The following is a 22,410-nucleotide window of genomic DNA, read 5'->3' as shown; positions in this document are numbered from 1 at the left end:
TGCCGTGCACCCAGGGTGCCACGTCAACGATCACAAACACGTATTGGACGGGTCACCATCGCATGTTCTACGCCTGGTGATCAAACCGACACGACGGGTTGACGTGACCGGCTCAGTCCAGGTAGTCCCGGAGGACCTGGGAGCGCGACGGGTGCCGGAGCTTGGACATCGTCTTGGACTCGATCTGCCGGATCCGCTCCCGGGTCACCCCGTAGACCTGCCCGATCTCGTCGAGGGTACGCGGCTGGCCGTCGGTCAGGCCGAAACGCAGCCGGACCACCCCCGCCTCCCGCTCGGAGAGCGTCTGCAGGACCTGCTGGAGCTGGTCCTGCAACAGGGAGAACGAGACGGCGTCGACCGCGACCACGGCCTCCGAGTCCTCGATGAAGTCACCGAGCTGGCTGTCACCCTCGTCACCGATGGTCTGGTCGAGCGAGATCGGCTCCCGGGCGTACTGCTGGATCTCCAGCACCTTCTCGGGTGTGATGTCCATCTCCTTGGCCAGCTCCTCCGGGGTGGGCTCACGGCCCAGGTCCTGGAGCAGCTCGCGCTGGATGCGACCGAGCTTGTTGATCACTTCGACCATGTGCACCGGGATGCGGATGGTTCGGGCCTGGTCGGCCATCGCCCGGGTGATCGCCTGCCGGATCCACCAGGTGGCGTACGTGGAGAACTTGTAGCCCTTGGTGTAGTCGAACTTCTCGACGGCGCGGATCAGGCCGAGGTTGCCCTCCTGGATCAGGTCGAGGAAGGCCATCCCCCGCCCGGTGTACCGCTTGGCCAGCGACACGACCAGCCGGAGGTTCGCCTCCAGCAGGTGGTTCTTGGCGCGCTCGCCGTCCCGGGAGATCCAGAGCAGGTCGCGCTGCATGTCGCGGGTCAGCTTCTCCTCGCCGTCGTCGGCGGCACGCAGCCGCTCGGCGGCGTAGAGGCCGGCCTCGATCCGCTTGGCCAGCTCGACCTCCTGCTCGGCGTTGAGCAGCGGAACCTTGCCGATCTGCTTGAGGTACGCCCGGACCGAGTCGGCGGAGGCGGTGAGCTCCGCGTCCCGACGGGCCTGCTTGAGCGCCTCGGACTCCTCGTCGTCCCACTCGAAGTCGTTGTCGGTGGCGGAGGCGGCGGCGTCGGTCTCGGCGGCGCGGGCCAGCTCGGCCGGCTCCTCCACCACCACGTCCTCGATCTCCGCGGCCAGCTGCTCGGGATCGATGTCGCCCTCGGCGCCCTCACCCTTGGCCTTCGTGGCGGCCTTGCCGGCCCCGGCGGCTGCCACCGTCGCCTTGGTGGCACGGGTCGACTTCGTCGCCTTGGCGGCCGGCGTGGCGGCCTTCGCGGCCACCCCGGCGGTGGTGGCCGCCTTACGCGGGGCCGCCTTGCGCGGGGCGGGCGCGGTGGCCTCCTCGGCGGCGGGTGCCTGCTTCGGGGCCGGCGCGACGGCCTTCTTGGTGGTCTTGGCGGTGGTGGCCCGCGAGGCCGGTGTGGCCGACCGGGCGGCGGCCACCCGGCGGGGACGGGTGCTGGCGGAGCCGTCGACCACCACGGTGACGCCCGCCTCGGAGAGCGCCCGCAGGATCTTCTTGGCCTGGGCCGGGGTCACCTCGGCGGACTCGACGGTGCGCGCGAGCTGGGCCGACGTCAGCTGACCACCGGCGCTCTGGGCGTGGGCGATCAGGGTGTCGGTGAGCGAGCGAACGTCGGCGCCGGGCTGGCGGGGTTCTGTCACGAATGACCTTCCGGAGGCGAAGAGCGAGCACGGCCGGAGTCGTCCGGCGCAGCGTGGCATGCCGCGCCGTCGACGTCGTTGAGTGGCCCCCGTGTCCCGGGCCGGCTGTGCGGCGGTGGTCCGTGGCGCGTGGGCAGGGTGAATTGTAACCCCGGTTGGCGCGATCATCCTGCGGCGCACGGCAACCGGCCGTCTGTACCACCGGTTCGGCACGGATGTCGACTTTGCGGCCATCCTGTCGACCCGCCCCGGCGGGCGGTCGGTCGACGCCGGAAACCGCCCGTCGCACCGCGTGCGCCCGGTGGTGACGGCGCCTGCCTATGCTGTCCGGACGGGATCGACGACGCGCGGCGGGCTCGTGCCGCGCCGGACGGCGGGGCGGCACACGTTCGGCTCCCGAACGGTGCGCCCGGTGCGCGCCCGGCGGCCGCGAAGGGGGCAGGGTTCGATGACGGGTGCGACGCCCACCGCGCGGGAACTGCTCGGGATCGCCGTCGGGGTGGCCCGGGAGGCGGCCGGCACGGCGGCCCGGATGCGGGCCGAGGGGGTCTCGGTCGCGGCGACCAAGAGCACCGCCACCGACGTGGTCACCGCCGCCGACCGGGCGGTGGAGCGGCAGGTCCTCGCCGCCCTGCGCGCGGCCCGGCCGGACGACGTGGTGCTCGGCGAGGAGTACGGCGGCGTCGAGGCCGGCGCGGACGGCGTGCGCTGGATCGTCGACCCGATCGACGGCACGGTGAACTACCTGTACGGGTTGCCGTACTGCGCGGTCTCGCTCGCCGCCGAGGTGGCCGGCCGGGTGGTCGCCGGGGTGGTGCGCAACGTCGTGACCGGCGAGGAGTGGACCGCCACCGCCGGTGGTGGGGCCTGGCGCGACGGCCGGCGGCTGCGCTGTTCCACCGAGACGGAGTTGGGACAGGCGCTGGTCGCCACCGGATTCGGCTACGACGCCGGCCGTCGCCGGCACCAGGCCAGGGTGGTCGCCGAGCTGATCGGGGACGTGCGGGACATCCGGCGGATGGGGGCGGCGGCGCTGGACCTGTGCCTGGCCGCCGAGGGCCGGGTCGACGCCTACTACGAGAAGGGGCTGGCCGCCTGGGACCTGGCCGCGGGCGGGCTGGTCGCCGCGGAGGCCGGGCTGCGGGTGACCGGTCTGAACGGGCGTCCGGCCGGACCCGACCTGGTCATCGCGGCCCCACCGGCGCTGTTCACGCCGCTGCACACCCGGCTGGCCGCGCTGGACGCCTCCGGCGGCCCCTGAACGCTCCCTGACCGGCCGTTACCCGGCTACCGGAGCATGCCCGACAGCCGGGTAACGGCCGGGGAACGGCGGTGGCGCCGGTCGGTCGCCGGGAACCGGCGGGGCCGGCTACTTGTCCTCCACCGGCATCGGGCAGGAGCCCTCCGGGGCGACCGGCGCGCCCAGGTCACCGAGGGACTGGTTGACCTCGGTGGTGGTGGCCAACTGCTGGAAGCTGTCGCCCAGCACCACGTCGACCGTGTCGTCCTGGCGCTTGGGGTCGTAGTCGCGTTCGGCGTTGTTGAGGAAGAAGGCGCGCAGCAGGTGCGCCGAGCCGACCCCCTTGGGACCGAACCGCAGCAGCGCGACGCCGTCGAAGTGCGCGGCGTTGCCCTCCTTCTTGACCTGGAACTTCCGGTTGCGGAAGTCGTCGCCCACGCTGCTTGCCAGGCCCGGCTCGCCGGTGCCGTTCAGGATGTTGATCTTGACATCCTTGTACGTGCGCAGGGACAGGTCGGCCAGTGGCCAGCCCTCGGGGCAGCCCTTGGCGTTGGCACCGCTGCCCTGGGTGTCGCGAACCACGGCGACGATGACGATGACCAGGGCGACGACCGCCAGCAGGCCGACGACAACGAGTGCTCGCACTCGCGCAAAGCTCATCTGGGTGCTCCCCGGACAGTGGGTGGTGGCGGCGAACGTCGGCGGCGGGCGGCGCCGTCGGCCGTCGAGTACGCCGCTGAGGTTAACGGTTGTCCGGCGGACGCGTGGAAACAGTCCGACATGCCGGCGCGCCAACCGGGAACGGGGTACTACTACCCCTATCTTCGTGTCGCCTGAGTCACATTGGGAACATCTTTGGCCGCTGGGGCGTACATGTCTGCCGCGAGGGCGGTATACATGCCTCGCCCGGTAGGGGGTAAGGTACCGCGCTCGTCGGGTCCTGCCCCCGGCGACCTTGATCCAGAGGCCGTCGGGTCGGGCGACCGACACACATTGGTGGCCGGCCAGTGGGAACCGAAACAGCGTCGCCCGGCGTTACAACCGGAAGCGACAACATCGATATGGGAGAGTGAAACCGATGGCCACCGACTACGACGCCCCGCGTCGCGACGAGGTCGACCTCGGCGAGGACAGCCTGGAAGAGCTCAAGGCCCGGCGGGTCGACTCACAGTCGGGCGCCGTGGACGTCGACGAGGCCGAGGTGGCCGAGAGCTTCGAGCTGCCCGGCGCCGACCTGGCCGACGAGGAGCTGACCGTGAAGGTCCTCCCGATGCAGCAGGACGAGTTCCGGTGCGGACGCTGCTTCCTGGTGCACCACCGCAGCCAGTTGGCGGTGGAGCGTAACGGCGACCTGATCTGCCGCGAGTGCGTCTGAGCACCCACCACACCAGCGGCGGCCTCCCCGTGGGGCCGCCGCTGCCCGAGCCGCCGTGCGGGTACGGCGGGTTGCTGCTTGACTCGTGGTAGGCGCGTCCACCGGACCGGTGGACACCACGGGAGGGGCAGACGGATGAACGAGCACGGCGGGTCCGATCCGGACGGTCCGAAGTCCGACGCCGGCCCGCCCGTCGTCGTGCCCGGTGACCGGGCCGCCGGCAGCGGTCCGGCCGTCCCGCCCGGCACCGATCCGGCAGGCACCGACCCGACCGTCCCGCCCGGCAGCGGTCCGGCCGGCGACGAGCTGGGTGCCACGGTGGCGGCGCTGACCGCCGACGACATCGCCCCCGCCCGCCGTCGGCAACTGCTCGCCCGGCTCGTCGGGCAGGCCCGCGGTCGGGGCATCGCCGACCTGTTCAAGCCGAGGGCGGCGCTGCGCTGGATGACCGACACGGTCGCCGACGTCGCGCCGCACATCCCGGTCCGGGACCTGGCGACGCTGCGGCGGCACTTCCCCGGCCTGGACGACGAGGCGCTCGCCGACCGGCTGGTCCGCAACGCCACCCGGGCCACCGCCGGGGTGGGCGCGGCCGGCGGCGGCGTCGCCGCGGTGGAGTGGACGGTCGCCCCGACCCTGCTGTCCGCGCCGGTCCTGCTCGCCGCCGAGACCGTGGCCGTGGTGTCGATCGAACTCAAGCTGATCGGCGAGCTGCACGAGATCTACGGCGCGCCGCTGCCCACCGGCGGCACCCCCCGAACCATCGCCCTGGTCCAGTCCTGGGCCAGCCAGCGGGGGATCAACCCGATGATGCCGGGCGTCGGGGTGAGCGCGGTTCTCGGCACCGCCGCCCGCAAGGAGCTGCGGGACACCCTGCTCAAGCGCTTCGGTCGCAACCTGACCACGCTGGGCCCGTTCCTCACCGGCGCGGCCGTGGCCAGCTACCTCAACCGCCGGGCCACCCGCTCCCTGGCCGACCAGCTCCGCCGCGACCTGCGCCGGCAGCGCGGGGAGCTGCCCGGCGGCGGACCACTCGTCCTGCCCTGACCCGGACTGCCCGACCCCGGACGGTCCCGCCCCGGTTCCGGGCCGGGCGGCGCGACGGCCGTGCTCAGCCCGCGTCGCGCGCGGCCAGCAGGGCGGCGGCCAGCTCGGTCGGCCGGCGGGAACTCACCACCCAGAACGGGGTGGGGTCGTCCGGATCGTCGAGCACCACCTGCACCGCGCCGCCGATCCAGGGCCGCTGCACCACGAAGGCCAGCGGGTCCGCGCCCACCCCGAGCACCTCGCGCCGGCCGGCGGCGTCCAGCGGGACCGCGTCGGCGACGTACCGGACGGGCAGGTGGGCGTCGTCGACCCACAGCTCACCGTCGGCGACCGCGACCCGGACCCGGCCCAGCCACCACAACCCGGCCAGGGTGGCCGGCAGCAGCAGCGCGAAGGGCAGCCAGGCGCGTACCCCGCCGGCGCCCATCCACAGCTCGACGGCGGCGAACCCGGCCAGGGCCACCCCGGCAGCCCAGCACCACCACGGCAGGCCCAGCCGCTCGGAGTACGCCGGGACGGCCGCGACGTGCGGGGTCGGCGACGACGGGGAAGGCGACAGGCTCACACCTCGAGGGTACGGAACACGACGGCCGGTCGACCCGGCAGGATGGCAGGGCACCCCGTGAACGCCGACGGAAGAGGCAGATCCGTGACCCACGTCGTACCCGTGCCCGTCCGGCAGCTCGATCCGGAGCTACCGCTGCCCGCGTACGCCCACCCGGGCGACGCCGGTGCCGACCTGGTGGCCGCCGCGGACGTCGAGCTGCCCCCCGGCGGCCGGGCCCTGGTCCCCACCGGCGTGGCGCTGGCCCTGCCGGAGGGCTACGTCGGCCTGGTCCACCCACGCTCCGGCCTGGCCGCCAGGCTCGGCGTGACGGTGCTCAACGCGCCCGGTACGGTCGACGCCGGCTACCGGGGTGAGATCCTGGTCAACCTGATCAACCACGATCGGGACGCACCGGCGAAGATCTCCCGTGGCGATCGCATCGCGCAGCTCGTTGTCCAGCGGGTGGAGCGGGCCGATTTCCAGCCGGTGGCGGTGCTGCCCGGGTCCCGACGGGGGACGGGCGGACACGGGTCGACCGGTGGCCACGCCGGTCTCGTGCCCCCGCCCGGTGGCCCGACCCGGGTGGCGGACACCGACCGGGTCGGCGAACGGACGGAAGAGGTGGCAGGGTGAGTGCGAACAGCGGAGGGTGGGCGCAGTGATCTTCTCCCGAAAGCGGGCCGACAACGGGCGGCACGCCCGTGACGAGCGGGCCGGGGGCCCTGACGCGTACGAGACGGCGGGCCCGGCCCGTGGCCCGTACGACGTCGCCGAGGCACCGGACGACGTGCAGCGGCTCGACCTGGGCAGCCTGCACATCCCGGCGGTGCCCGGGGTCGAGGTGCGGGTGCAGGCCGACCCGCAGGGCGTCGTCCAGCAGGTGGTGCTCGTCCACGGGGACAACGCCCTCCAGCTCGGTGTCTTCGCCGCCCCCCGCTCCGAGGGCATCTGGGACGAGGTGCGCGAGGAGATCCGGCAGTCGCTGATCGCCGACGGCGCCACCGCCCAGGAGGCCCGGGGCGAGTACGGCGTCGAGCTGCACGCCCGGGTGCGTACCCCGGACGGCCCGACCGACCTGCGCTTCGTCGGCATCGACGGCCCGCGCTGGATGGTCCGGGGCGTCTACCAGGGTGCCGCCGCCACCGACCCGGCCGCGGCCGGCCCGCTCGCCACCTGCCTGGACGGCCTGGTGGTCGACCGGGGGCAGGAGGCGAAGCCGGTGCGCGAGCCACTGCCGCTGCGGCTGCCCCGGGAGATGGCCGACCAGGCCGAGGGTGGCGACGCCGCGACGCCCGCCCCGCGCCAGGCCTGACCGACCGGTCCGGGCCGGACCCCGCCGCCCGAGGTGGCCGGGGCCGGCCCGGACTGCTGTCCGCCCGGGCGTCCGGGTCGGGGCGGCGGCACGTCCCGGCCACGAGCCGGCGGCGGTGGCGTTCCGGTGGGGGTGCCGACCGGGGGGCGGACGCACCGGACCGACGCCGTGGGGCCGGATCGGCGTACGCTGGCGGCACGGTCCCACCCGGGGTCGGGCGACGCCGGTGCCGACCGGTCAGCGTGGAGAGGGTGACGCGGAGGTCATGTCGACCGACGAGAGCCGGATGTCGCTACGGGGCATCCTGCGCCGGTTCACCGCCAGCGAGGCCGAGATCGAGGCGCAGGAGCTGCGCCGGGAGAGCGCCGAGTCCGGCGGCGTGCTGGCCCGGCAGTGCATGCGGGGGCAGGTGGTCTCGGTCGCCGGGCGGCTGCGCACGGTGGTCTACACGCCCCGGACCAACCTGCCCACCCTGGAGGCGGACCTCTACGACGGCAGTGACGTGGTCACCCTGGTCTGGCTGGGCCGACGGCACATCGCCGGCATCGAGCCGGGCCGGCACCTGACCGCGCGGGGCCGGGTGGCCGTCCGGGACGACCGCAAGGTCATCTACAACCCGTACTACGAGCTGGAGTCGCCGAAGTGACGACGGGACAGCCCCCGGCCACCGATCCGCAGACCACCGCGCCGGACGACGAGCGGCTGCCCAGCCTCGCCGAGCAGATGGCCGACCAGCTCGGCGGCTGGCGCGGGCTGGTCGAGTCCAGCATCCCCGTGGTGGTCTTCGTGCTGGCCAACGTGGTCGGCGAGCTGCGGCCGGCGGTGATCGCCTCGGTCGGGGTGGCGGTGCTGATCGCGGTCGTCCGGCTGGTCCAGCGCCGTCCGGTCCGGCACGCCGTCAACGGGCTGTTCGGTATCGCGATCGGCGCGGCCATCGCCTGGCGTACGGGGGACGAGCGGGACTTCTACCTCCCGGGCATCCTCTACGGCATCGGCTACGGCATCGCCCTGCTGCTCTCCGCGGTGATCCGGCAGCCCCTGGTCGGGTGGATCTGGTCGGTGCTGGTGGCCAAGGGGCGCTCCGAGTGGCGCGACGACCCCCGGCTGGTGCGTACCTTCACCCAGCTCACCGTGCTCTGGGGGGTGGTCTGGCTGGCCAAGGTCGGGGTGCAGGCCGGGCTCTACCTGGCCCACCAGGACACCGCGTTGGGGGTGGCCCGGCTCGCCCTCGGCTACCCGCCCTACGCGCTGCTGCTGCTGATCACGGTCTGGGTGGTACGCCGGGTGACCCGGGAGTCCGCGCCGCAGCCGCTGCCCGGCGGCTGACCGCCGGGCCGGCACCCGGACCGCCGGGGCCGGCACGCGCCCGGCACCCGCCGGGCGGGACGCCCCCGCCCGGTCAGCCCGCGCCGCGGGTCCGTTCCACGCTGTCGGGGCCGAGGATCACCCCGCGCACCTCGTCCTCCACCTGGGCGGTGCACACGAAGATCAGCTCGTCGCCGGCCTCGATCGGGTCGTCGGGGCTGGGCACCAGCACCCGCTTGCCGCGCAGGATCGCCACCAGCGCGGCGTCCCGGGGGATCGGCACGGCGTGGATCGGCTGGCCCACGTAGGGCGCGGTCGGCGGCAGGGTGATCTCCACCAGGTTCGCCTCACCCTGCCGGAACGTCATCAACCGGACCAGGTCGCCGACGGTGACCGCCTCCTCGACGAGCGCGGCCATCACCCGGGGCTTGCTGACCGCCACGTCGACGCCCCACTGCTCGGTGAACAGCCACTCGTTCTCGGCCCGGTTGACCCGGGCCACCACCCGGGGCACCGCGAACTCGGTCTTGGCCAGCAGGGACACCACCAGGTTGACCTTGTCGTCGCCGGTGGCGGCGACCACCACGTCGCAGCCCGCGACGTTCGCCTCCTCCAGGCTGGCCAGCTCGCAGGCGTCGGCCAGCACCCAGTCGGCGGTCGGCACCCGGTCCGGGCGCAGCATCCGGGGCTGCCGCTCGATCAGCATCACCTGGTGGCCGTTGTCGATCAACTCCTGGGCGATCGACCGGCCCACGTTGCCGGCGCCCGCGATGGCGATCCGCATGGCTCAGTGCCCTCCTTCGGGCGGCGTGGCGGCCACCGCGGTGACCTGGGCGGCGATGTCGTCGGTGACCAGCAGGTAGAGCTGGTCACCCTCCTGCACGACGCTGGACGCGGTGGGCAGCATGCCGATGCCGAAGCGGGTCAGGTACGCCACCCGGGTGCCGGCCGCCTCCTCCAACTGGCGCAGCGGCCGGCCGATCCAGTCCTTGTGCACCGGCACCTCGATGATCGACACGGTGCTGGTCGGGTCCCGGAAGATCTCCACGTTGCCCTCGGGGACCAGGTGGCGCAGCATCCGGTCGGCCGTCCAGCGGACGGTGGCGACGGTGGGGATGCCGAGCCGCTCGTAGACCTGCGCCCGGCGCTGGTCGTAGATCCGGGCGGCGACCCGGGAGACGCCGAACGTCTCGCGGGCCAACCGGGCCGAGATGATGTTGGAGTTGTCGCCGCTGGAGACGGCGGCGAAGGCGTCCGCCCGTTCGATGCCGGCCTGGCGCAGCACCTCGCCGTCGAAGCCGGCACCGGTGACGGTGATCCCGGCGAAGTCGGGGCCGAGGCGGCGGAACGCGTCCGCGTCCTGGTCGATCACCGCCACCGAGTGCCCCCGGGACTCCAGGCTCTGGGCCAGCGTCGAGCCGACCCGCCCACAGCCCATGATCACGACGTGCACGGTGTCCCTCCCAAGGTGTGCCCGCCTCCCGGCGACTGTCGTCTGCGAGCCTGCCACGTCCACCCCGACCACGGGGGACCGAACGGTACCGCGCCGGGGCGCGGGGAGGGGACCAGGCACCCCCCGGCGACCACGATCCGGTGGTCGTACCCTTAGCGCTTGTGGCCAGTCCCACCTCGCTGCTGAAGCGACTCCTCGTCGGTCGACCGTTCCGGTCCGACCGGCTCCAGCACACCCTGCTGCCCAAGCGCATCGCCCTGCCGGTCTTCGCCTCCGACGCGCTGTCCAGCGTCGCGTACGCGCCGGACGAGATCCTGCTGACCCTGTCCATCGCCGGGGCGTCGGCGTTCCTGTTCTCCCCCTGGATCGCCCTCGCGGTGGTCGTGGTCATGCTGACCGTGGTGGCCAGCTACCGGCAGAACGTGCACGCGTACCCCTCGGGCGGCGGCGACTACGAGGTGGCCACCGTCAACCTGGGTCCCCGGGCGGGGCTGGCGGTAGGCAGCGCGCTGCTGGTCGACTACGTGCTGACCGTCGCCGTGTCGGTCTCCTCCGGGGTGGCCAACCTCGGGTCGGTGGTGCCCTTCGTGGCCAGCCACAAGGTGCTGATCGCGGTGAGCGCGGTGGTGCTGCTGACCGCGATGAACCTGCGCGGGCTGCGCGAGTCCGGCACCGCGTTCGCCATCCCCACGTACGGCTTCGTGATCGTCATCGGCGGGATGATCCTCACCGGGCTGGTCCGGTACTTCATCCTCGGCGACGACCTGCGCGCCCCCAGCGCCGGGCTGGAGATCCAGGCCGAGCACAGCGTGACCGGCTTCGCGCTGATCTTCCTGCTGCTGCGGACCTTCTCCTCCGGCTGCGCCGCGCTGACCGGGGTCGAGGCGATCTCCAACGGGGTGCCGGCGTTCAAGGCCCCGAAGAGCCGCAACGCGGCCACCACCCTGCTGCTGCTCGGCACCATCTCGGTGGCGATGCTGGTCGGCATCATCTGGCTGGCCCGGCTGACCGGCCTCCAGTTCGTCGAGGACCCGAACACGCAGATCCTCTCCGGCCCCGACGGGTACGTGCAGAAGACCGTCACCACCCAGCTCGGCGAGACGGTCTTCGGCGGTGGGTCGGTGCTGCTCTACGTGGTCGCGGGGATGACCGCGCTGATCCTGTTCCTGGCCGCGAACACCGCGTTCAACGGCTTCCCGGTGCTCGGCTCGATCCTCGCCCAGGACCGCTACCTGCCCCGGCAACTGCACACCCGGGGCGACCGGCTGGCGTTCTCCAACGGCATCGTCTTCCTCGCCGTCTTCGCGATCGTGCTGATCGTCGGTTTCCAGGCCGAGGTGACCAAGCTGATCCAGCTCTACATCGTCGGCGTCTTCGTCTCGTTCACGCTCTCCCAGGCCGGCATGATCCGGCACTGGAACCGGCACCTGCGCACCGAGCGTGACCCGCAGGCCCGCCGGCGGATGTTCCGCTCCCGGGCGATCAACGCGTTCGGCATGGCGATGACCGGCACCGTCCTGGTCATCGTGCTGATCACCAAGTTCCTGCTCGGCGCGTGGATCGCCATCGCCGCGATGGCGGTGATCTACGTGCTGATGCTGGCCATCCGCCGGCACTACGACCGGATCGCCGCCGAGCTGGAACCGACCGAGGTACGCGGCGTGCTGCCCGCCCGTAACCACGCCATCGTGCTGGTCAGCAAGCTGCACCAGCCGACCCTGCGGGCCATCGCCTACGCCCGCGCCACCCGGCCGGACACGCTGACCGCGGTCACCGTCAACGTGGACGAGAAGGACACCCGGCAGCTCCAGCAGGAGTGGGAGCGCCGCGAACTGCCGGTGCCGCTGACCGTGGTCGACTCGCCGTACCGGGAGATCACCAGGCCGATCCTGAACTTCGTGGCGAACACCCGCCGGGAGTCGCCCCGCGACGTGGTCACCGTCTTCATCCCCGAGTACGTCGTGGGCCACTGGTGGGAGAACCTGCTGCACAACCAGAGCGCGCTGCGGCTCAAGGGCCGGCTGCTCTTCGAGCCGGGCGTGATGGTGACCAGTGTGCCGTGGCAGTTGGCGTCCACCGCGACCAAGAACCTCGACCGGCTGGACGAGACGCTGAGCCGTACCCCCGCCCGGGGGCCCCGGGTCGCGCCGCGCAGCACCCTGCCGCCGCCCGTCCCGCCGGTGACCGCCCCGCCCGGCGAGCCCGGCCCGTCGACCGGAGACCGTCAGTGACCGCGTACCCCGGACCCGCCCGTTCCGCGACCGCCGACCGTGCCGCGCCGGCCGGCGGGGACCAGCGGTCCGGGTCGGAGCAGCGGTCCGGGTTGGAGGAGGCCGAGCGGGTCGAGTTGACCGTCGACGCGGTCGCCCCCGGCGGGCACTGCGTGGCCCGGGTCGACGGCCAGGTGGTCTTCGTCCGGCACGCGCTGCCCGGTGAACGGGTGGTCGCCGAGGTGACCGAGCTGCACCGGGGTTTCGCCCGCGCCGACGCCGTCGAGATCGTCGAGGCGTCGCCGGACCGGGTCGCCCCGCCCTGCCCGTACGCCCGGCCGGGCGGTTGCGGCGGCTGCGACCTGCAACACGTGGCCCCGGCCGCCCAGCTCGACTGGAAGACCGCCGTGGTGCGCGAGCAGCTCAGCCGGCTCGGCGGGCTGACCGACGCCGAGATCGACGCGCTGCGGGTCACCGTCGCGCCGCTGCCCGGCGGCCCGCTGGGCTGGCGGTCCCGGGTCCGCTACGCGGTCGACGCCACCGGCCGGGCCGGGCTGCTCAAGCACCGCTCGCACGAGGTGGTGCCGATCGACCGCTGCCTGATCGCCCACCCGGCGATCCAGGCGCTGCCGGTACTCGGGCGGAACTGGCCGGCGGCTGACGCGGTGACGGCGGTCGCCTCCACCGGCGGCGACGTCGTGGTCACCGCCATCGCCGACGGGACGCCCACCCCGGTCGACCTCCCCGACGGCCCGGCGACGACCGACCTTCCCGGGGCCCCGGGCGGGCCGGCGGCCGGCGACGCCCCGGCGACGGTACGCGAGGTCGCCGCCGGCCGGGACTGGACGGTTCCGGCCGGCGGGTTCTGGCAGGTGCACCCGGCCGCCGCCGACACCCTGGTCGACACGGTCCTCGACCTGCTCGACCCGCGGCCCGGCGAATCCGTCTGGGACCTGTACGGCGGGGCCGGCCTGTTCGCCGCCGCGCTCGCCGCCCGGGTCGGCCCGCAGGCCCGGGTCACCGTGGTCGAGTCCGCCGCCGAGGGGGTCGCCGCCGCCCGACGTAACCTCGCTGACCTGTCCCGGGTCGAGGTGGTCGCCGCCCGGGTGGAGACCGCGCTGGCCCGCCGCCGGATCACCGGCCCGGTCGACCTCGTGGTGCTCGACCCGCCGCGCACCGGTGCGGGCGCGACGGTGGTGCGGGACGTGATCGCCGCCACCCCCCGGGCGATCGCCTACGTGGCCTGCGACCCGGCCGCCTTCGCCCGGGACGTCCGCACCTTCGGACGGGCCGGCTGGCGGCTCGCCGCCCTGCGCGGCCTCGACCTGTTCCCGATGACCCAGCACGTCGAACTCGTCGGCCTGTTCCTGCCCCCGGTCCGCTGACTAGCCTGGCCCGATGAAGATCGTCGGGCTGATGTCGGGCACCTCGTACGACGGGGTGGACGTGGTCGCCGCCGAGTTCAGCACCGCCGGGGACACCCTGCGGATGCGTCCGCTCGGGCACCGCGAGTGCGGCTACGGGGCGGAGCTGCGGGAGCGGATCGCCGCGGTGCTGCCGCCACGGCCGACCACGGTCGAGGCGGTCTGCCGGCTCGACAACGCCCTCGGCGCGGTGTTCGCCGACGCCGCCGCGCTCGGCGTCGAGCTGGCCGGCGGGGCGGCCGACCTGGTCGTCTCCCCCGGGCAGACCGTCTTCCACTGGGTCGACGGCGGCACCGTGCGGGGCACCCTGCAACTCGGCGCGCCGGCCCGGGTCGCCGCCCGGGTGGGCGTACCCGTGCTGTCGGACCTGCGGTCGGCCGACGTCGCCGCCGGTGGGCAGGGCGCGCCGCTGGTCCCCGCCTTCGACGCCCTGCTGCTCGCCCCGGCCACCGACGACGACCCGGGCGGGCGGCCCGGCGGCGGGGTGCGGGCGGCGCTCAACCTGGGCGGCATCGCCAACCTCACCGTGGTCGCGCCGGACGCCCCGGTGCTCGGCTACGACGTGGGCCCGGCCAACGCCCTGCTCGACGCGGCGGCCCGCCGGTTCCTCGACCGGCCCTGCGACGTCGACGGCGCGCGGGCGGCGGCCGGCCGGGTGCACCCCGGGCTGCTGGCGCTGCTGCTCGCCGAGCCCTACTACGCGGCGGCACCGCCCAAGTCCACCGGGAAGGAACTGTTCCACGCCGGCTACCTCGACGACCGGCTGGCGGCGCTCGGGGAACCGGTCGCCCGCGACGACGTGTTCGCCACGCTGACCGAGCTGACCGCCCGGACGGTAGCCGACGCCTGCCGGCGGCACCGGGTGACCGAACTGGTGGCCGCCGGGGGTGGGGTCCGTAACCCGACCCTGTGGGGTCGGCTGTCCGCCCTCGGCGACGGCCGGTGGACGCTGTGCACCACCAACGAGCTGGGGGTGCCCGCCCAGGCCCGGGAGGCGTACGCGTTCGCCCTGCTCGGGTGGCTGTCCTGGCACGGGCTGCCGGGCGCGCTGCCGTCGGTGACCGGCGCGCGGCGGGCCGCCGTGCTGGGCTCCTGGACGCCGTCCGGGCCGCCGTACGGGGTGGCCGCGCCGCGACCGCCCCGCCGGATGGTCGTGCTCCGCTGACCCGGGGCCGCCTCCGGCCGGCGCACCGGCGCGGGTGGCTGTCGCGCCGCCTGTCAGGGTCCTCACCTGCGGTGATCCACGGCCGGGCTGCGGAGTGTGCGGCGGCCGATAGACTCTCTCGTCATGAGTGTTGACGAGGACACGGCCAACCACGGTCGGCTACTGGGCACCGTCCGTGGTCCGCAGGACGTGAAGCGGATGACCGGCGAACAGCTGGACATCCTCGCCGCCGAGATCCGCGACTTCCTGATCGCCAAGGTGTCCCGCACCGGTGGACACGTCGGCCCCAACCTGGGCGTGGTGGAGCTGACCCTGGCCATGCACCGGGTCTTCGACTCCCCGCGTGACCGGCTCCTGTTCGACACCGGCCACCAGTCGTACGTACACAAGATCATCACCGGCCGGCAGGACGGATTCGACAAGCTCCGCCAGCGCGGTGGCCTCTCCGGCTACCCCAGCCAGGGCGAGAGCGAGCACGACCTGATCGAGAACTCGCACGCCTCCACCGCCCTGTCCTACGCCGACGGGCTGGCCAAGGCGTACGCCCTGCGCGGCGAGCAGCGCAGCGTGGTCGCCGTGGTCGGCGACGGGGCGCTCACCGGCGGCATGTGCTGGGAGGCGCTGAACAACATCGCCACCGCCGGCAACCGGCTGGTGATCGTGGTCAACGACAACGGCCGCTCCTACTCGCCCACCATCGGCGGTCTGGCCGACCACCTGTCGTCGCTGCGGCTCAACCCCGGCTACGAGAAGGTCCTCGACACGGTCAAGGACGCCCTGGGCAGCACCCCGCTCGTCGGCAAGCCGATGTACGAGGTGCTGCACGCGGTCAAGAAGGGCATCAAGGACGCGGTCGCCCCGCAGGCCATGTTCGAGGACCTCGGCATCAAGTACGTCGGTCCGGTCGACGGGCACGACGTCGCCGCCGTCGAGTCGGCGTTGCGCGCGGCCAAGAACTTCGGCGGCCCGGTGATCGTGCACGCGGTGACCCGCAAGGGCTACGGCTACCGCCCAGCCGAGGAGGACGAGGCGGACTGCCTGCACGGTCCGGGCGCGTTCGACGTCGAGACCGGCAAGCTGCTCGCCGCCCCGTCGGTGAAGTGGACCCAGGTCTTCGCCGACGAGCTGGTCGCCATCGCCGACGAGCGGCCCGACGTGGTGGGGATCACCGCCGCGATGGCCGAGCCCACCGGCATCGCCACCCTGGCCCGCAAGCACCCCCACCGGGTGTACGACGTGGGCATCGCCGAGCAGCACGCGGCCACGTCCGCGGCCGGCCTGGCGATGGGCGGCCTGCACCCGGTGGTGGCCGTCTACGCGACCTTCCTCAACCGCGCCTTCGACCAGGTCCTGCTGGACGTGGCGATGCACCGGTTGCCGGTGACCTTCGTGCTGGACCGGGCCGGCATCACCGGGCCGGACGGGCCGAGCCACTACGGCATCTGGGACATGTCGGTCTTCGGGGTGGTGCCGGGGCTGCGGATCGCCGCTCCCCGCGACTCCGCCAGCCTCCGGGAGGAGCTGCGCGAGGCGATCGCGGTCGATGACGGTCCCACCATCGTCAGGTTCCCCACCGGTACCGTCGCCGCCGACCTGCCGGCGATCCGCCGGGTGGGCCCGGTCGACGTGCTGGCCGAGTCGGCGCGTACCGACGTGCTGCTGGTGGCGGTGGGTGCCTTCGGCCTGCTCGGGATGGAAGTGGCGACCCGGCTGGCCGAGCAGGGCTACGGCGTGACCGTGGTCGACCCGCGTTGGGTGCGTCCGGTGCCGGCCGAACTGGTCGAGCTGGCCGCCGGGCACCGCCTGGTCGTCACCGTCGAGGACGGCGTACGGATCGGCGGTGTCGGTGACGCGCTGGGCCAGGCGATGCGGGACGCCGACGTCCGGGTTCCGCTGCGCGACCTGGGCGTACCGGCCGACTGGCACCCGCACGGCACCCGGGCGCAGATCCTGGCCGACCTGCGGCTGACCGCGCAGGACGTGGCCCGCGACGTCACCGGCTGGATCTCCGGCCTGGACGGCGACGCGCCTTCGGTGGAGACGGTCCGCCTCCCGGCCCCCGACACCACCCCCAACTGACCCACCGGCGACCCCGCAGGGGCGGTCACGGCACTGCCGTGACCGCCCCTGCGCCCGTCTCCCGCCCCGCCGCCTGCTGCCGCCCGTCGCCTCCGTCGCTGACCCCGATGATCAAGAGGTTTGCGTCAATCTCTCCCGTGATCAAGAGGTTTGCGTCAATTCAGTGATCAACTTTGACGCAAACCTCTTGATCACCGGGGCGAGCCGGGCCGGGGCGAGCCGGGCCGGGGCGGGCCGGGGGCGAGGCCGGGAGGGGTGGAGAGGGGGTCAGCGGCCGCCGGCGGAGCGGTAGTAGGTCTTCTCGGCGGTGGCCAGGCTGAAGGTCTGCCGGGAGGCGGGCATCGGGACGACCACCAGGCCGGGACGTTCCACCAGGCGGGGGGTGCCGGGGGGCACCGACAGGGAGGCGTCCCGGTTGCCCCGCCAGGTCAGCACCACCAGCGGCTGCCCGGGCACCGGCAGCACGTACGTCTGCAGCGGGTTGGACCGGTCGGCGGGGGAGACCACCGGGGTGCCGTCGCCGGCCGGACGGTAGACCACCGCGGTCATCGTCCCCGCGTCGGTCTCCCAGGTGAGCTGCTCCAGGTCGCCGGGGTCGTTCCCGCCGCCCAGCGTCATCTCGCCGATCGCCCGCACGGCCACCTTCTCCATCGGCCACGACTCGGGCACCGACCGGGGTGCGTCGCGGTCGCCGATGCGGCGCGGGATGCTGCCGAACGGCCCCTGCTCGTCGGCCAGCACGCAGGTGTCCAACCCGTCGAGGGCCCGCCGGCCGGAGCCGGTGTCGTCGCGGACCAGGGGATACCTCGGGTCGACGGTGGCGACGCCCAGGTCGAGCAGGCGGTCGGCGGCCCGCCCCCGGGGCAGCGACTCGGTGGCCCGCAGGGTGGCCGTCACCGGCACCGCCCGGCAGTCGGGCACCTTCACCGGGCCGGTCAGCCCGTCGGTCAGCATCAGCGCCCGGCCGTCCGGGCCGAGCAGCCGCTCCACCCGGCCGGAGGTCAGGTAGCGCCGGCCGTCCGGCAGGCGCAGCGGGAGGACGTCGGCGTAGACCAGGTAGCCCGGGTCGGTGTACTCGCTGGCGCGGGTCACCTCGTACCGGCCGTCGCGCCCGGTGAGCTGGAGCAGCCAGGAGGCGCTCTCCCCGGGCACGTCGGCGGCGACCAGGGCCAGCGGCACGCCGTCGACCGCACCCGACCAGAGGATCCCCGACGACGGCAGGTGGACCCGGTCGTCGATCGGTGAACGCCAGGCGCGCACGGCCTCGGTCACCGCCGCCGTCGCCGCGGCGTCCCCGGCGAGCGTTCCGCGCGGCGGCCACACCGCGCGGGTGCCGTCCAGGCTGTCGTAGCCGACCCGCAGCTCGTGGACCTGACGCCCGGCGACCGGGCCGCACGCCGGAGCCACCAGCAGCAGGGTGAGCAGCGCGGCGACCGTCGTGCCGCGACGGCGAACCGAAGCCATCCCTACGCCCCCGATCGCGTCGCCGTCGTTGTCGGAAGCCCACATGGTACGCAACGCCCGGTGACGCCCCGCAGCCGTGTCCCGATGGCCACAAGGGACACCACAGTGAATTTCGGGCTTTTTCCCGGCTCCGGTAGACTCCGCCGACTGTGACGTCTGCCGAGCCCCGTGGCGCCTCCGCACCGGCCCCCGACGACTCCGGGGGCTCCGCCCGCGGCACGACGGCCACCGCGACCGCGCCCCCACCCGTGACCCGTCCCACCCCTGCCGACCTGCGCCTCGCCGACGTGCCGGCACCCGCCGACCGGACGGTCGAGGCGACGCCTGTCGACGCGCCACCGGTGACGGACCCGCCCGTCGGGACGGCCGGGAAGCCGGGCGCTCCGGCAGCGGTGGTCGTACCGGAGCGGGTGGCTGCGGACACGGACGGTGACGGCGCGACGCCGGCCGCGTGGTGGCGGCGCTGGCACTGGACCGCCCGCCGTAAGGACCTGGTGGTGTACGGCATCTTCCTGCTCGTCGCGCTCTGGGTGACCAGCCGGATCTGGGCCGACCCGGCCGGCCGGGTGGCCTCGCTCTACAGCAGCGACCCGGCGCAGGTGCAGTTCTTCCTCGCCCACTCGGTGCGGGTGGTGCTGCACGGGGAGTTCCCGTTCTACACCGACCAGTTCAACTTCCCCGACGGCGTCAACCTGATGGCCAACACGGCGGTGCTGGCGCTGGGCATCCCGATGGTGCCGGTCACCCTGCTGTTCGGGCCGGCGGTGTCCTTCGTGGTGCTGGTCACCCTCGGCCTCGCCGGCACCGCCGCCGCCTGGTACCACGTGCTGTCCCGGCACCTGGTGCGGCGGCGGTTCGCCGCGGCGGTCGGCGGCTGGTTCTGCGGGTTCTCCCCGGCGATGCTGTCGCACGCCAACTGGCACCCCAACATCATCAGCCAGTTCCTGCTGCCGTTCATCGTGTGGCGGGTGATGGTGCTGACCCGCTCCACCCGGCCGGTACGTGACGGGCTGCTGCTCGCCGTGCTGGTCACCGGGCAGGCGTTCATCAACGAGGAGATCCTGCTCTTCACCGCCCTGGCCTGCGGCGTCTTCCTGATCGCCATGGTGGCCCAACGCCCGGCGCTCTGGTCGGCGGCGTGGCGGCCCCTGGGCAAGGGACTGGCCGCCTGCGCGGTGCTGGCCGGGGCGCTGCTGGCGTACCCGCTCTACATCCAGTTCGCCGGGCCGATGGCGTACCACGGGCTCAGCGACGCGGTGCAGGACTACGGCAACGACATCGCCGCCTTCTTCGCCCCCGGCTCGCCCACCTTCGGCGGCAACGAACGGGCCAACGTCAACCTGGCCCCGAACTACTCCGAGGAGAACGCCTTCTTCGGCTGGAGCCTGTCGCTGATCGCCGTCGGCATCGTGCTCTGGCTGCGCCGCGAACGCCTCGTCCGGGCGCTCGCCGTCACCGGAGCGTTCTTCGCGCTGCTCTCCCTCGGTGAGCGGATCTCCTGGTGGGGGCGGGACCTGGTCACCGGGCCGTGGGAGCTGCTGGTGCGGCTGCCCCTGCTGGACGCGGTGGTGCCCACCCGGTTCGCCCTGATCACCTCCGTGGTGATCGGCATGCTGCTGGCGCTGGCGGTGCAGCGGGCCTGGACGCTGCGCGGCGCGCAGTGGCAGCACGCCAAGACCGTCACGGTGGCCGCCCTGGTGCTGGCGCTGCTGCCGATCGTGCCGATGCCGCTGAAGGTGACCTCCCGCCCGCCGGTGCCGGACTTCATCACCGCCGACCGCTGGCGCGAGTACGTCGGCCCCGGACAGACCCTGGTGCCGGTGCCGGTGCCCAGCATGGGCAACACCCACGGGATGCGCTGGGCGGCGGCCACCAACCTGGACTTCAAGATCCCGGGTGGCTACTTCCTCGCCCCACGCAACGGCAACACCGGTGACCCGGGCCGGTTCGGCGGGCGGCCCAGCGGCATCGGGCAGCTCCTCGACGAGGTCGCCACCACCGGGCGGACCACCAAACTGGACGACCGGCAGCGCCGCCGCAGCCTGGACGAGCTGCGGCACTGGAACGCCGCCGTGCTGGTGCTGCCGCTGCGCCAGCAGAACGCGGAGCCGCTGCGCCGGACCGTCGAGCAGTTGGTCGGCCCCGCCCGCCGGGAACTCGACGTGTGGGTGTGGGACGTCCGGCCGCTGTCCGCCCGTACCACCTGACCGTTCGACCGGCCGGACCGACGGCCCGGCCGGTCGCGCCGCACGCCGGGCGGGTCAGTCGACCAGGGTGCGGACGTCCCAGAGCCAGACGTCGTCGACCCGCTGCGCCGGTCCGAGCAGGCCGGTCATCAGGTCCCGCAGCACCGCCTCGCGCGGATGGGCCCCCAGCACCACCACCGACGCCCGCCAGAACCGCAGGTCCTCCAGCGCCTGCCGGCGGTTCTCCCCGGTCAGTGCGGGCACCGTGCCGGCGTCGATGGTGGCGTAGATCAGGGTGCTGGTGGGCCGGTTCGGCGCGCCGAAGACGCCCTCGCCCAGCTCGTTGGGGCCGATGAAGTAGCCCCCCGGCACCGGGAACTCGTGCCCGGTCAGCGCGCTCCAGCGCAGCGTGGACAGGCCGTGCACGTTGCTCGGGATCGGGACCGGGACCAGGGTGCGCCCGTCCGGCACGTACGGCCGCCAGCCGCCGGCGGTGATGAAGTGCGGCGGCAGGTCGATGTGCTGCGCGGGCAGCGGACGGGGGAACAGCGGCAGCACCGCCAGCGCGATCGCCGCGTACCCGACCGGCCGGACCCACCGGCGACGGGCCGGCGTGGCCTTCCCGGCGGTGTCGGCGACGGCGGTGTCGGCGGCGGCGGTACGCGGCGCGGGCACCCGGGGGCGGCCGTGGCCGCCGACCGCGTCCCAGGCCAGCGCGAGCAGGACGCCTACCGCGCCGGTCACCACCAGGGTCAGCCGGGTCGGCATCATCATCTCGACCAGCGGCAGGTCGTCCGGGATGTACGCCCACGGGCCGTCCACGGTGGTCTCCACCCCGTTGAACCGCACCTTGGGGCCGATCGCCGCGACGGTGAAGACCACCACCAGCACCCCGGCGATCCGGGCGGCCAGCGACCGCCGCCAGAGCAGCACCAGCGCGGCCAGCGCGACCAGCACCAGCGGCCAGCCGAACCAGGTGTTCTGCTCGGTCAGGCCGATGGTCTTCTCGACCGCCTCGTCCCCGGCGACCGTGTCCCGGGCGAAGGTGACGAAGGCCATCAGGTCCTCGCCCCAGTTGTGGAACACCCCGCCCTGCAGGCCCCGGTAGGACTGCGGCCCGTTGAACTGGTACCAGATCGGGTACGCGGTGAGCAGCAGCGCCAGCCCGCCGCCGACCCCGAGGGCAGCCAGGAAACCGCCGGCCCGCGCGCGGGCGGAGCGGGGCCGCTGCACCACGTACGCGACCACCGCCACCAGGCAGGCCAGCGCGGTCAGCAGCAGCATCTCCTCGTTGATGAAGACCTGGTACGCGACCAACAGGCCCAGCACCAGCCCGTCGCGCCGCCACCGGCCGGGCCGGCCCAGCAGCAGCACCCGGGTCACGATCACCGGGAGCAGGAAGTTGGAGACGAAGTTGGGCTGCCCGTTGGCGTGGTGCACGATGCCCGGGGCGAAACCGAGGAACGCGCCGCCGACGAACGCGCCGGCCCGCGAGCGCACCAGGTGCCGGGAGAGCATCCAGTACGAGGTGGCCGCCGTCGCGGCGAGCGCCCCGCCCAGGTAGAGCGCGTACGTCACCTGGGGGCCGAACAGCAGCGTGACCGGGGCCAGCGGGATGGTCATGCCCAGCAGCGAGGTGTTCGCCATCATGTTCACCCCGTCCGGGGCGTTCTGCCGGGCGCTGAACAGCGGGTTCTCCAGGTGCCGCACCGAGTACGCGCCATGGGTGAACAGCCACTCGAACCAGCTGTGGTCGGTCGGCAGGTGGGACGACACCCGGTGCTGCACGTCCACCCAGTAGTTCAGGCACACGAGAACGCCGATCAGCGCATAGGCTCCGATGGCGAGCATGTCGGCCCGGCCCGGCCGTCGGCGTGGCCGCC

At 73.8% G+C, this 22,410-nt stretch carries 19 protein-coding genes; 12 read left to right on the top strand and 7 right to left on the bottom strand.

Annotated features, from left to right (window positions below; translation table 11 throughout):
- Positions 1-112: 112 nt before the first annotated feature.
- Positions 113-1,720, bottom strand: a complete 1,608-nt coding sequence (locus ACN260_RS21230; protein WP_422752730.1) for an RNA polymerase sigma factor — start codon at positions 1,718-1,720, stop codon at positions 113-115.
- Between the two features lie 448 nt (positions 1,721-2,168).
- On the opposite strand from ACN260_RS21230, the gene ACN260_RS21225 reads away from it, so the two are divergent.
- Positions 2,169-2,981, top strand: coding sequence for an inositol monophosphatase family protein (locus tag ACN260_RS21225; RefSeq protein WP_422752729.1), 813 nt, complete (start codon positions 2,169-2,171; stop codon positions 2,979-2,981).
- A 108-nt stretch (positions 2,982-3,089) separates the two neighbouring features.
- Here ACN260_RS21225 and ACN260_RS21220 read toward each other — a convergent pair whose 3' ends face one another.
- On the bottom strand, positions 3,090-3,605 hold the full coding sequence (locus ACN260_RS21220; protein WP_363656431.1) for a LytR C-terminal domain-containing protein: 516 nt from the start codon (positions 3,603-3,605) through the stop codon (positions 3,090-3,092).
- A 433-nt stretch (positions 3,606-4,038) separates the two neighbouring features.
- Here ACN260_RS21220 and ACN260_RS21215 point away from each other — a divergent pair, with 433 nt between their 5' ends.
- Positions 4,039-4,335, top strand: a complete 297-nt coding sequence (locus tag ACN260_RS21215) for a DUF4193 domain-containing protein (RefSeq protein WP_067315205.1) — start codon at positions 4,039-4,041, stop codon at positions 4,333-4,335.
- A gap of 135 nt (positions 4,336-4,470) precedes the next feature.
- Positions 4,471-5,382, top strand: a complete 912-nt coding sequence (locus ACN260_RS21210) for a hypothetical protein (protein WP_422752728.1) — start codon at positions 4,471-4,473, stop codon at positions 5,380-5,382.
- 64 nt (positions 5,383-5,446) lie between these two features.
- Here ACN260_RS21210 and ACN260_RS21205 read toward each other — a convergent pair whose 3' ends face one another.
- Positions 5,447-5,947 (bottom strand): DUF3093 domain-containing protein, encoded by a 501-nt coding sequence (locus ACN260_RS21205; RefSeq protein ID WP_422752727.1) that lies wholly within the window; start codon positions 5,945-5,947, stop codon positions 5,447-5,449.
- 42 nt (positions 5,948-5,989) lie between these two features.
- Between ACN260_RS21205 and dut the strand changes: the two genes are divergently transcribed.
- The 4 genes from dut to ACN260_RS21185 all read left to right on the top strand — a co-directional run bounded on the left by dut (position 5,990) and on the right by ACN260_RS21185 (position 8,567).
- The gene (dut, locus tag ACN260_RS21200) at positions 5,990-6,562 is read left to right on the top strand and encodes a dUTP diphosphatase (protein WP_422752726.1); all 573 of its coding nucleotides are present in this window, start codon (positions 5,990-5,992) and stop codon (positions 6,560-6,562) included.
- Positions 6,563-6,587: 25 nt separating this feature from the next.
- Positions 6,588-7,241, top strand: a complete 654-nt coding sequence (locus ACN260_RS21195) for a DUF3710 domain-containing protein (protein ID WP_422752725.1) — start codon at positions 6,588-6,590, stop codon at positions 7,239-7,241.
- 265 nt (positions 7,242-7,506) lie between these two features.
- Positions 7,507-7,887 (top strand): OB-fold nucleic acid binding domain-containing protein, encoded by a 381-nt coding sequence (locus ACN260_RS21190; protein ID WP_088646422.1) that lies wholly within the window; start codon positions 7,507-7,509, stop codon positions 7,885-7,887.
- Entirely contained in the window at positions 7,884-8,567 is a 684-nt protein-coding gene (locus ACN260_RS21185; RefSeq protein ID WP_422752724.1) for a DUF3159 domain-containing protein, read from the top strand. The genes ACN260_RS21190 and ACN260_RS21185 overlap by 4 nt, the downstream gene beginning before the upstream one ends.
- Positions 8,568-8,640: 73 nt before the next feature.
- Here the strand turns inward: ACN260_RS21185 and ACN260_RS21180 are convergent, their stop codons facing one another.
- Together ACN260_RS21180 and ACN260_RS21175 are read right to left on the bottom strand one after the other, a co-directional pair.
- Positions 8,641-9,330, bottom strand: coding sequence for a potassium channel family protein (locus tag ACN260_RS21180; protein WP_088646420.1), 690 nt, complete (start codon positions 9,328-9,330; stop codon positions 8,641-8,643).
- A 3-nt stretch (positions 9,331-9,333) separates the two neighbouring features.
- Entirely contained in the window at positions 9,334-9,999 is a 666-nt protein-coding gene (locus ACN260_RS21175) for a potassium channel family protein (protein WP_088646419.1), read from the bottom strand.
- A 161-nt stretch (positions 10,000-10,160) separates the two neighbouring features.
- Between ACN260_RS21175 and ACN260_RS21170 the strand changes: the two genes are divergently transcribed.
- From ACN260_RS21170 to dxs, 4 genes are all read left to right on the top strand, one after another.
- A complete protein-coding gene (locus ACN260_RS21170; RefSeq protein WP_422752723.1) occupies positions 10,161-12,230 on the top strand; it encodes an APC family permease in 2,070 nt (689 codons plus the stop codon).
- A 92-nt stretch (positions 12,231-12,322) separates the two neighbouring features.
- A complete protein-coding gene (locus tag ACN260_RS21165) occupies positions 12,323-13,594 on the top strand; it encodes a class I SAM-dependent RNA methyltransferase (protein ID WP_422756781.1) in 1,272 nt (423 codons plus the stop codon).
- 13 nt (positions 13,595-13,607) lie between these two features.
- Positions 13,608-14,798 carry an anhydro-N-acetylmuramic acid kinase gene (locus ACN260_RS21160; protein ID WP_422752722.1) on the top strand — a complete coding sequence of 397 codons (1,191 nt, stop codon included), beginning with the start codon at positions 13,608-13,610 and terminating at the stop codon, positions 14,796-14,798.
- Between the two features lie 123 nt (positions 14,799-14,921).
- Positions 14,922-16,877: a 1-deoxy-D-xylulose-5-phosphate synthase gene (gene dxs, locus ACN260_RS21155; RefSeq protein ID WP_422752721.1), complete on the top strand. Its 1,956-nt coding sequence runs from the start codon at positions 14,922-14,924 to the stop codon at positions 16,875-16,877.
- A gap of 267 nt (positions 16,878-17,144) precedes the next feature.
- Here dxs and ACN260_RS21150 read toward each other — a convergent pair whose 3' ends face one another.
- Complete coding sequence (locus ACN260_RS21150) at positions 17,145-18,341, bottom strand: hypothetical protein (protein WP_422752720.1); 1,197 nt, start codon at positions 18,339-18,341, stop codon at positions 17,145-17,147.
- A gap of 287 nt (positions 18,342-18,628) precedes the next feature.
- Between ACN260_RS21150 and ACN260_RS21145 the strand changes: the two genes are divergently transcribed.
- Complete coding sequence (locus ACN260_RS21145; protein WP_422756780.1) at positions 18,629-20,548, top strand: hypothetical protein; 1,920 nt, start codon at positions 18,629-18,631, stop codon at positions 20,546-20,548.
- Positions 20,549-20,602: 54 nt separating this feature from the next.
- On the opposite strand, the gene ACN260_RS21140 is transcribed toward ACN260_RS21145, so the two are convergent.
- Positions 20,603-22,378 carry a hypothetical protein gene (locus ACN260_RS21140; RefSeq protein ID WP_422752719.1) on the bottom strand — a complete coding sequence of 592 codons (1,776 nt, stop codon included), beginning with the start codon at positions 22,376-22,378 and terminating at the stop codon, positions 20,603-20,605.
- Positions 22,379-22,410: the final 32 nt, after the last annotated feature.

The organism is Micromonospora sp. WMMD708 (assembly GCF_049315245.1).
Lineage (GTDB): Bacteria > Actinomycetota > Actinomycetes > Mycobacteriales > Micromonosporaceae > Micromonospora > Micromonospora wenchangensis.
This window is presented reverse-complemented; position numbering and strand designations above follow the sequence as displayed.

What these genes read in the sequence shown, in the direction of transcription:
- dxs (WP_422752721.1), top strand. Translation starts at nt 14,922, where the DNA reads ATGAGTGTTGACGAGGACACGGCCAACCACGGTCGGCTACTGGGCACC.
- ACN260_RS21150 (WP_422752720.1), bottom strand. Translation starts at nt 18,341, where the DNA reads ATGGCTTCGGTTCGCCGTCGCGGCACGACGGTCGCCGCGCTGCTCACC.
- ACN260_RS21190 (WP_088646422.1), top strand. Translation starts at nt 7,507, where the DNA reads ATGTCGACCGACGAGAGCCGGATGTCGCTACGGGGCATCCTGCGCCGG.
- ACN260_RS21180 (WP_088646420.1), bottom strand. Translation starts at nt 9,330, where the DNA reads ATGCGGATCGCCATCGCGGGCGCCGGCAACGTGGGCCGGTCGATCGCC.
- ACN260_RS21160 (WP_422752722.1), top strand. Translation starts at nt 13,608, where the DNA reads ATGAAGATCGTCGGGCTGATGTCGGGCACCTCGTACGACGGGGTGGAC.
- ACN260_RS21210 (WP_422752728.1), top strand. Translation starts at nt 4,471, where the DNA reads ATGAACGAGCACGGCGGGTCCGATCCGGACGGTCCGAAGTCCGACGCC.
- ACN260_RS21215 (WP_067315205.1), top strand. Translation starts at nt 4,039, where the DNA reads ATGGCCACCGACTACGACGCCCCGCGTCGCGACGAGGTCGACCTCGGC.
- dut (WP_422752726.1), top strand. Translation starts at nt 5,990, where the DNA reads ATGGCAGGGCACCCCGTGAACGCCGACGGAAGAGGCAGATCCGTGACC.
- ACN260_RS21225 (WP_422752729.1), top strand. Translation starts at nt 2,169, where the DNA reads ATGACGGGTGCGACGCCCACCGCGCGGGAACTGCTCGGGATCGCCGTC.
- ACN260_RS21140 (WP_422752719.1), bottom strand. Translation starts at nt 22,378, where the DNA reads ATGCTCGCCATCGGAGCCTATGCGCTGATCGGCGTTCTCGTGTGCCTG.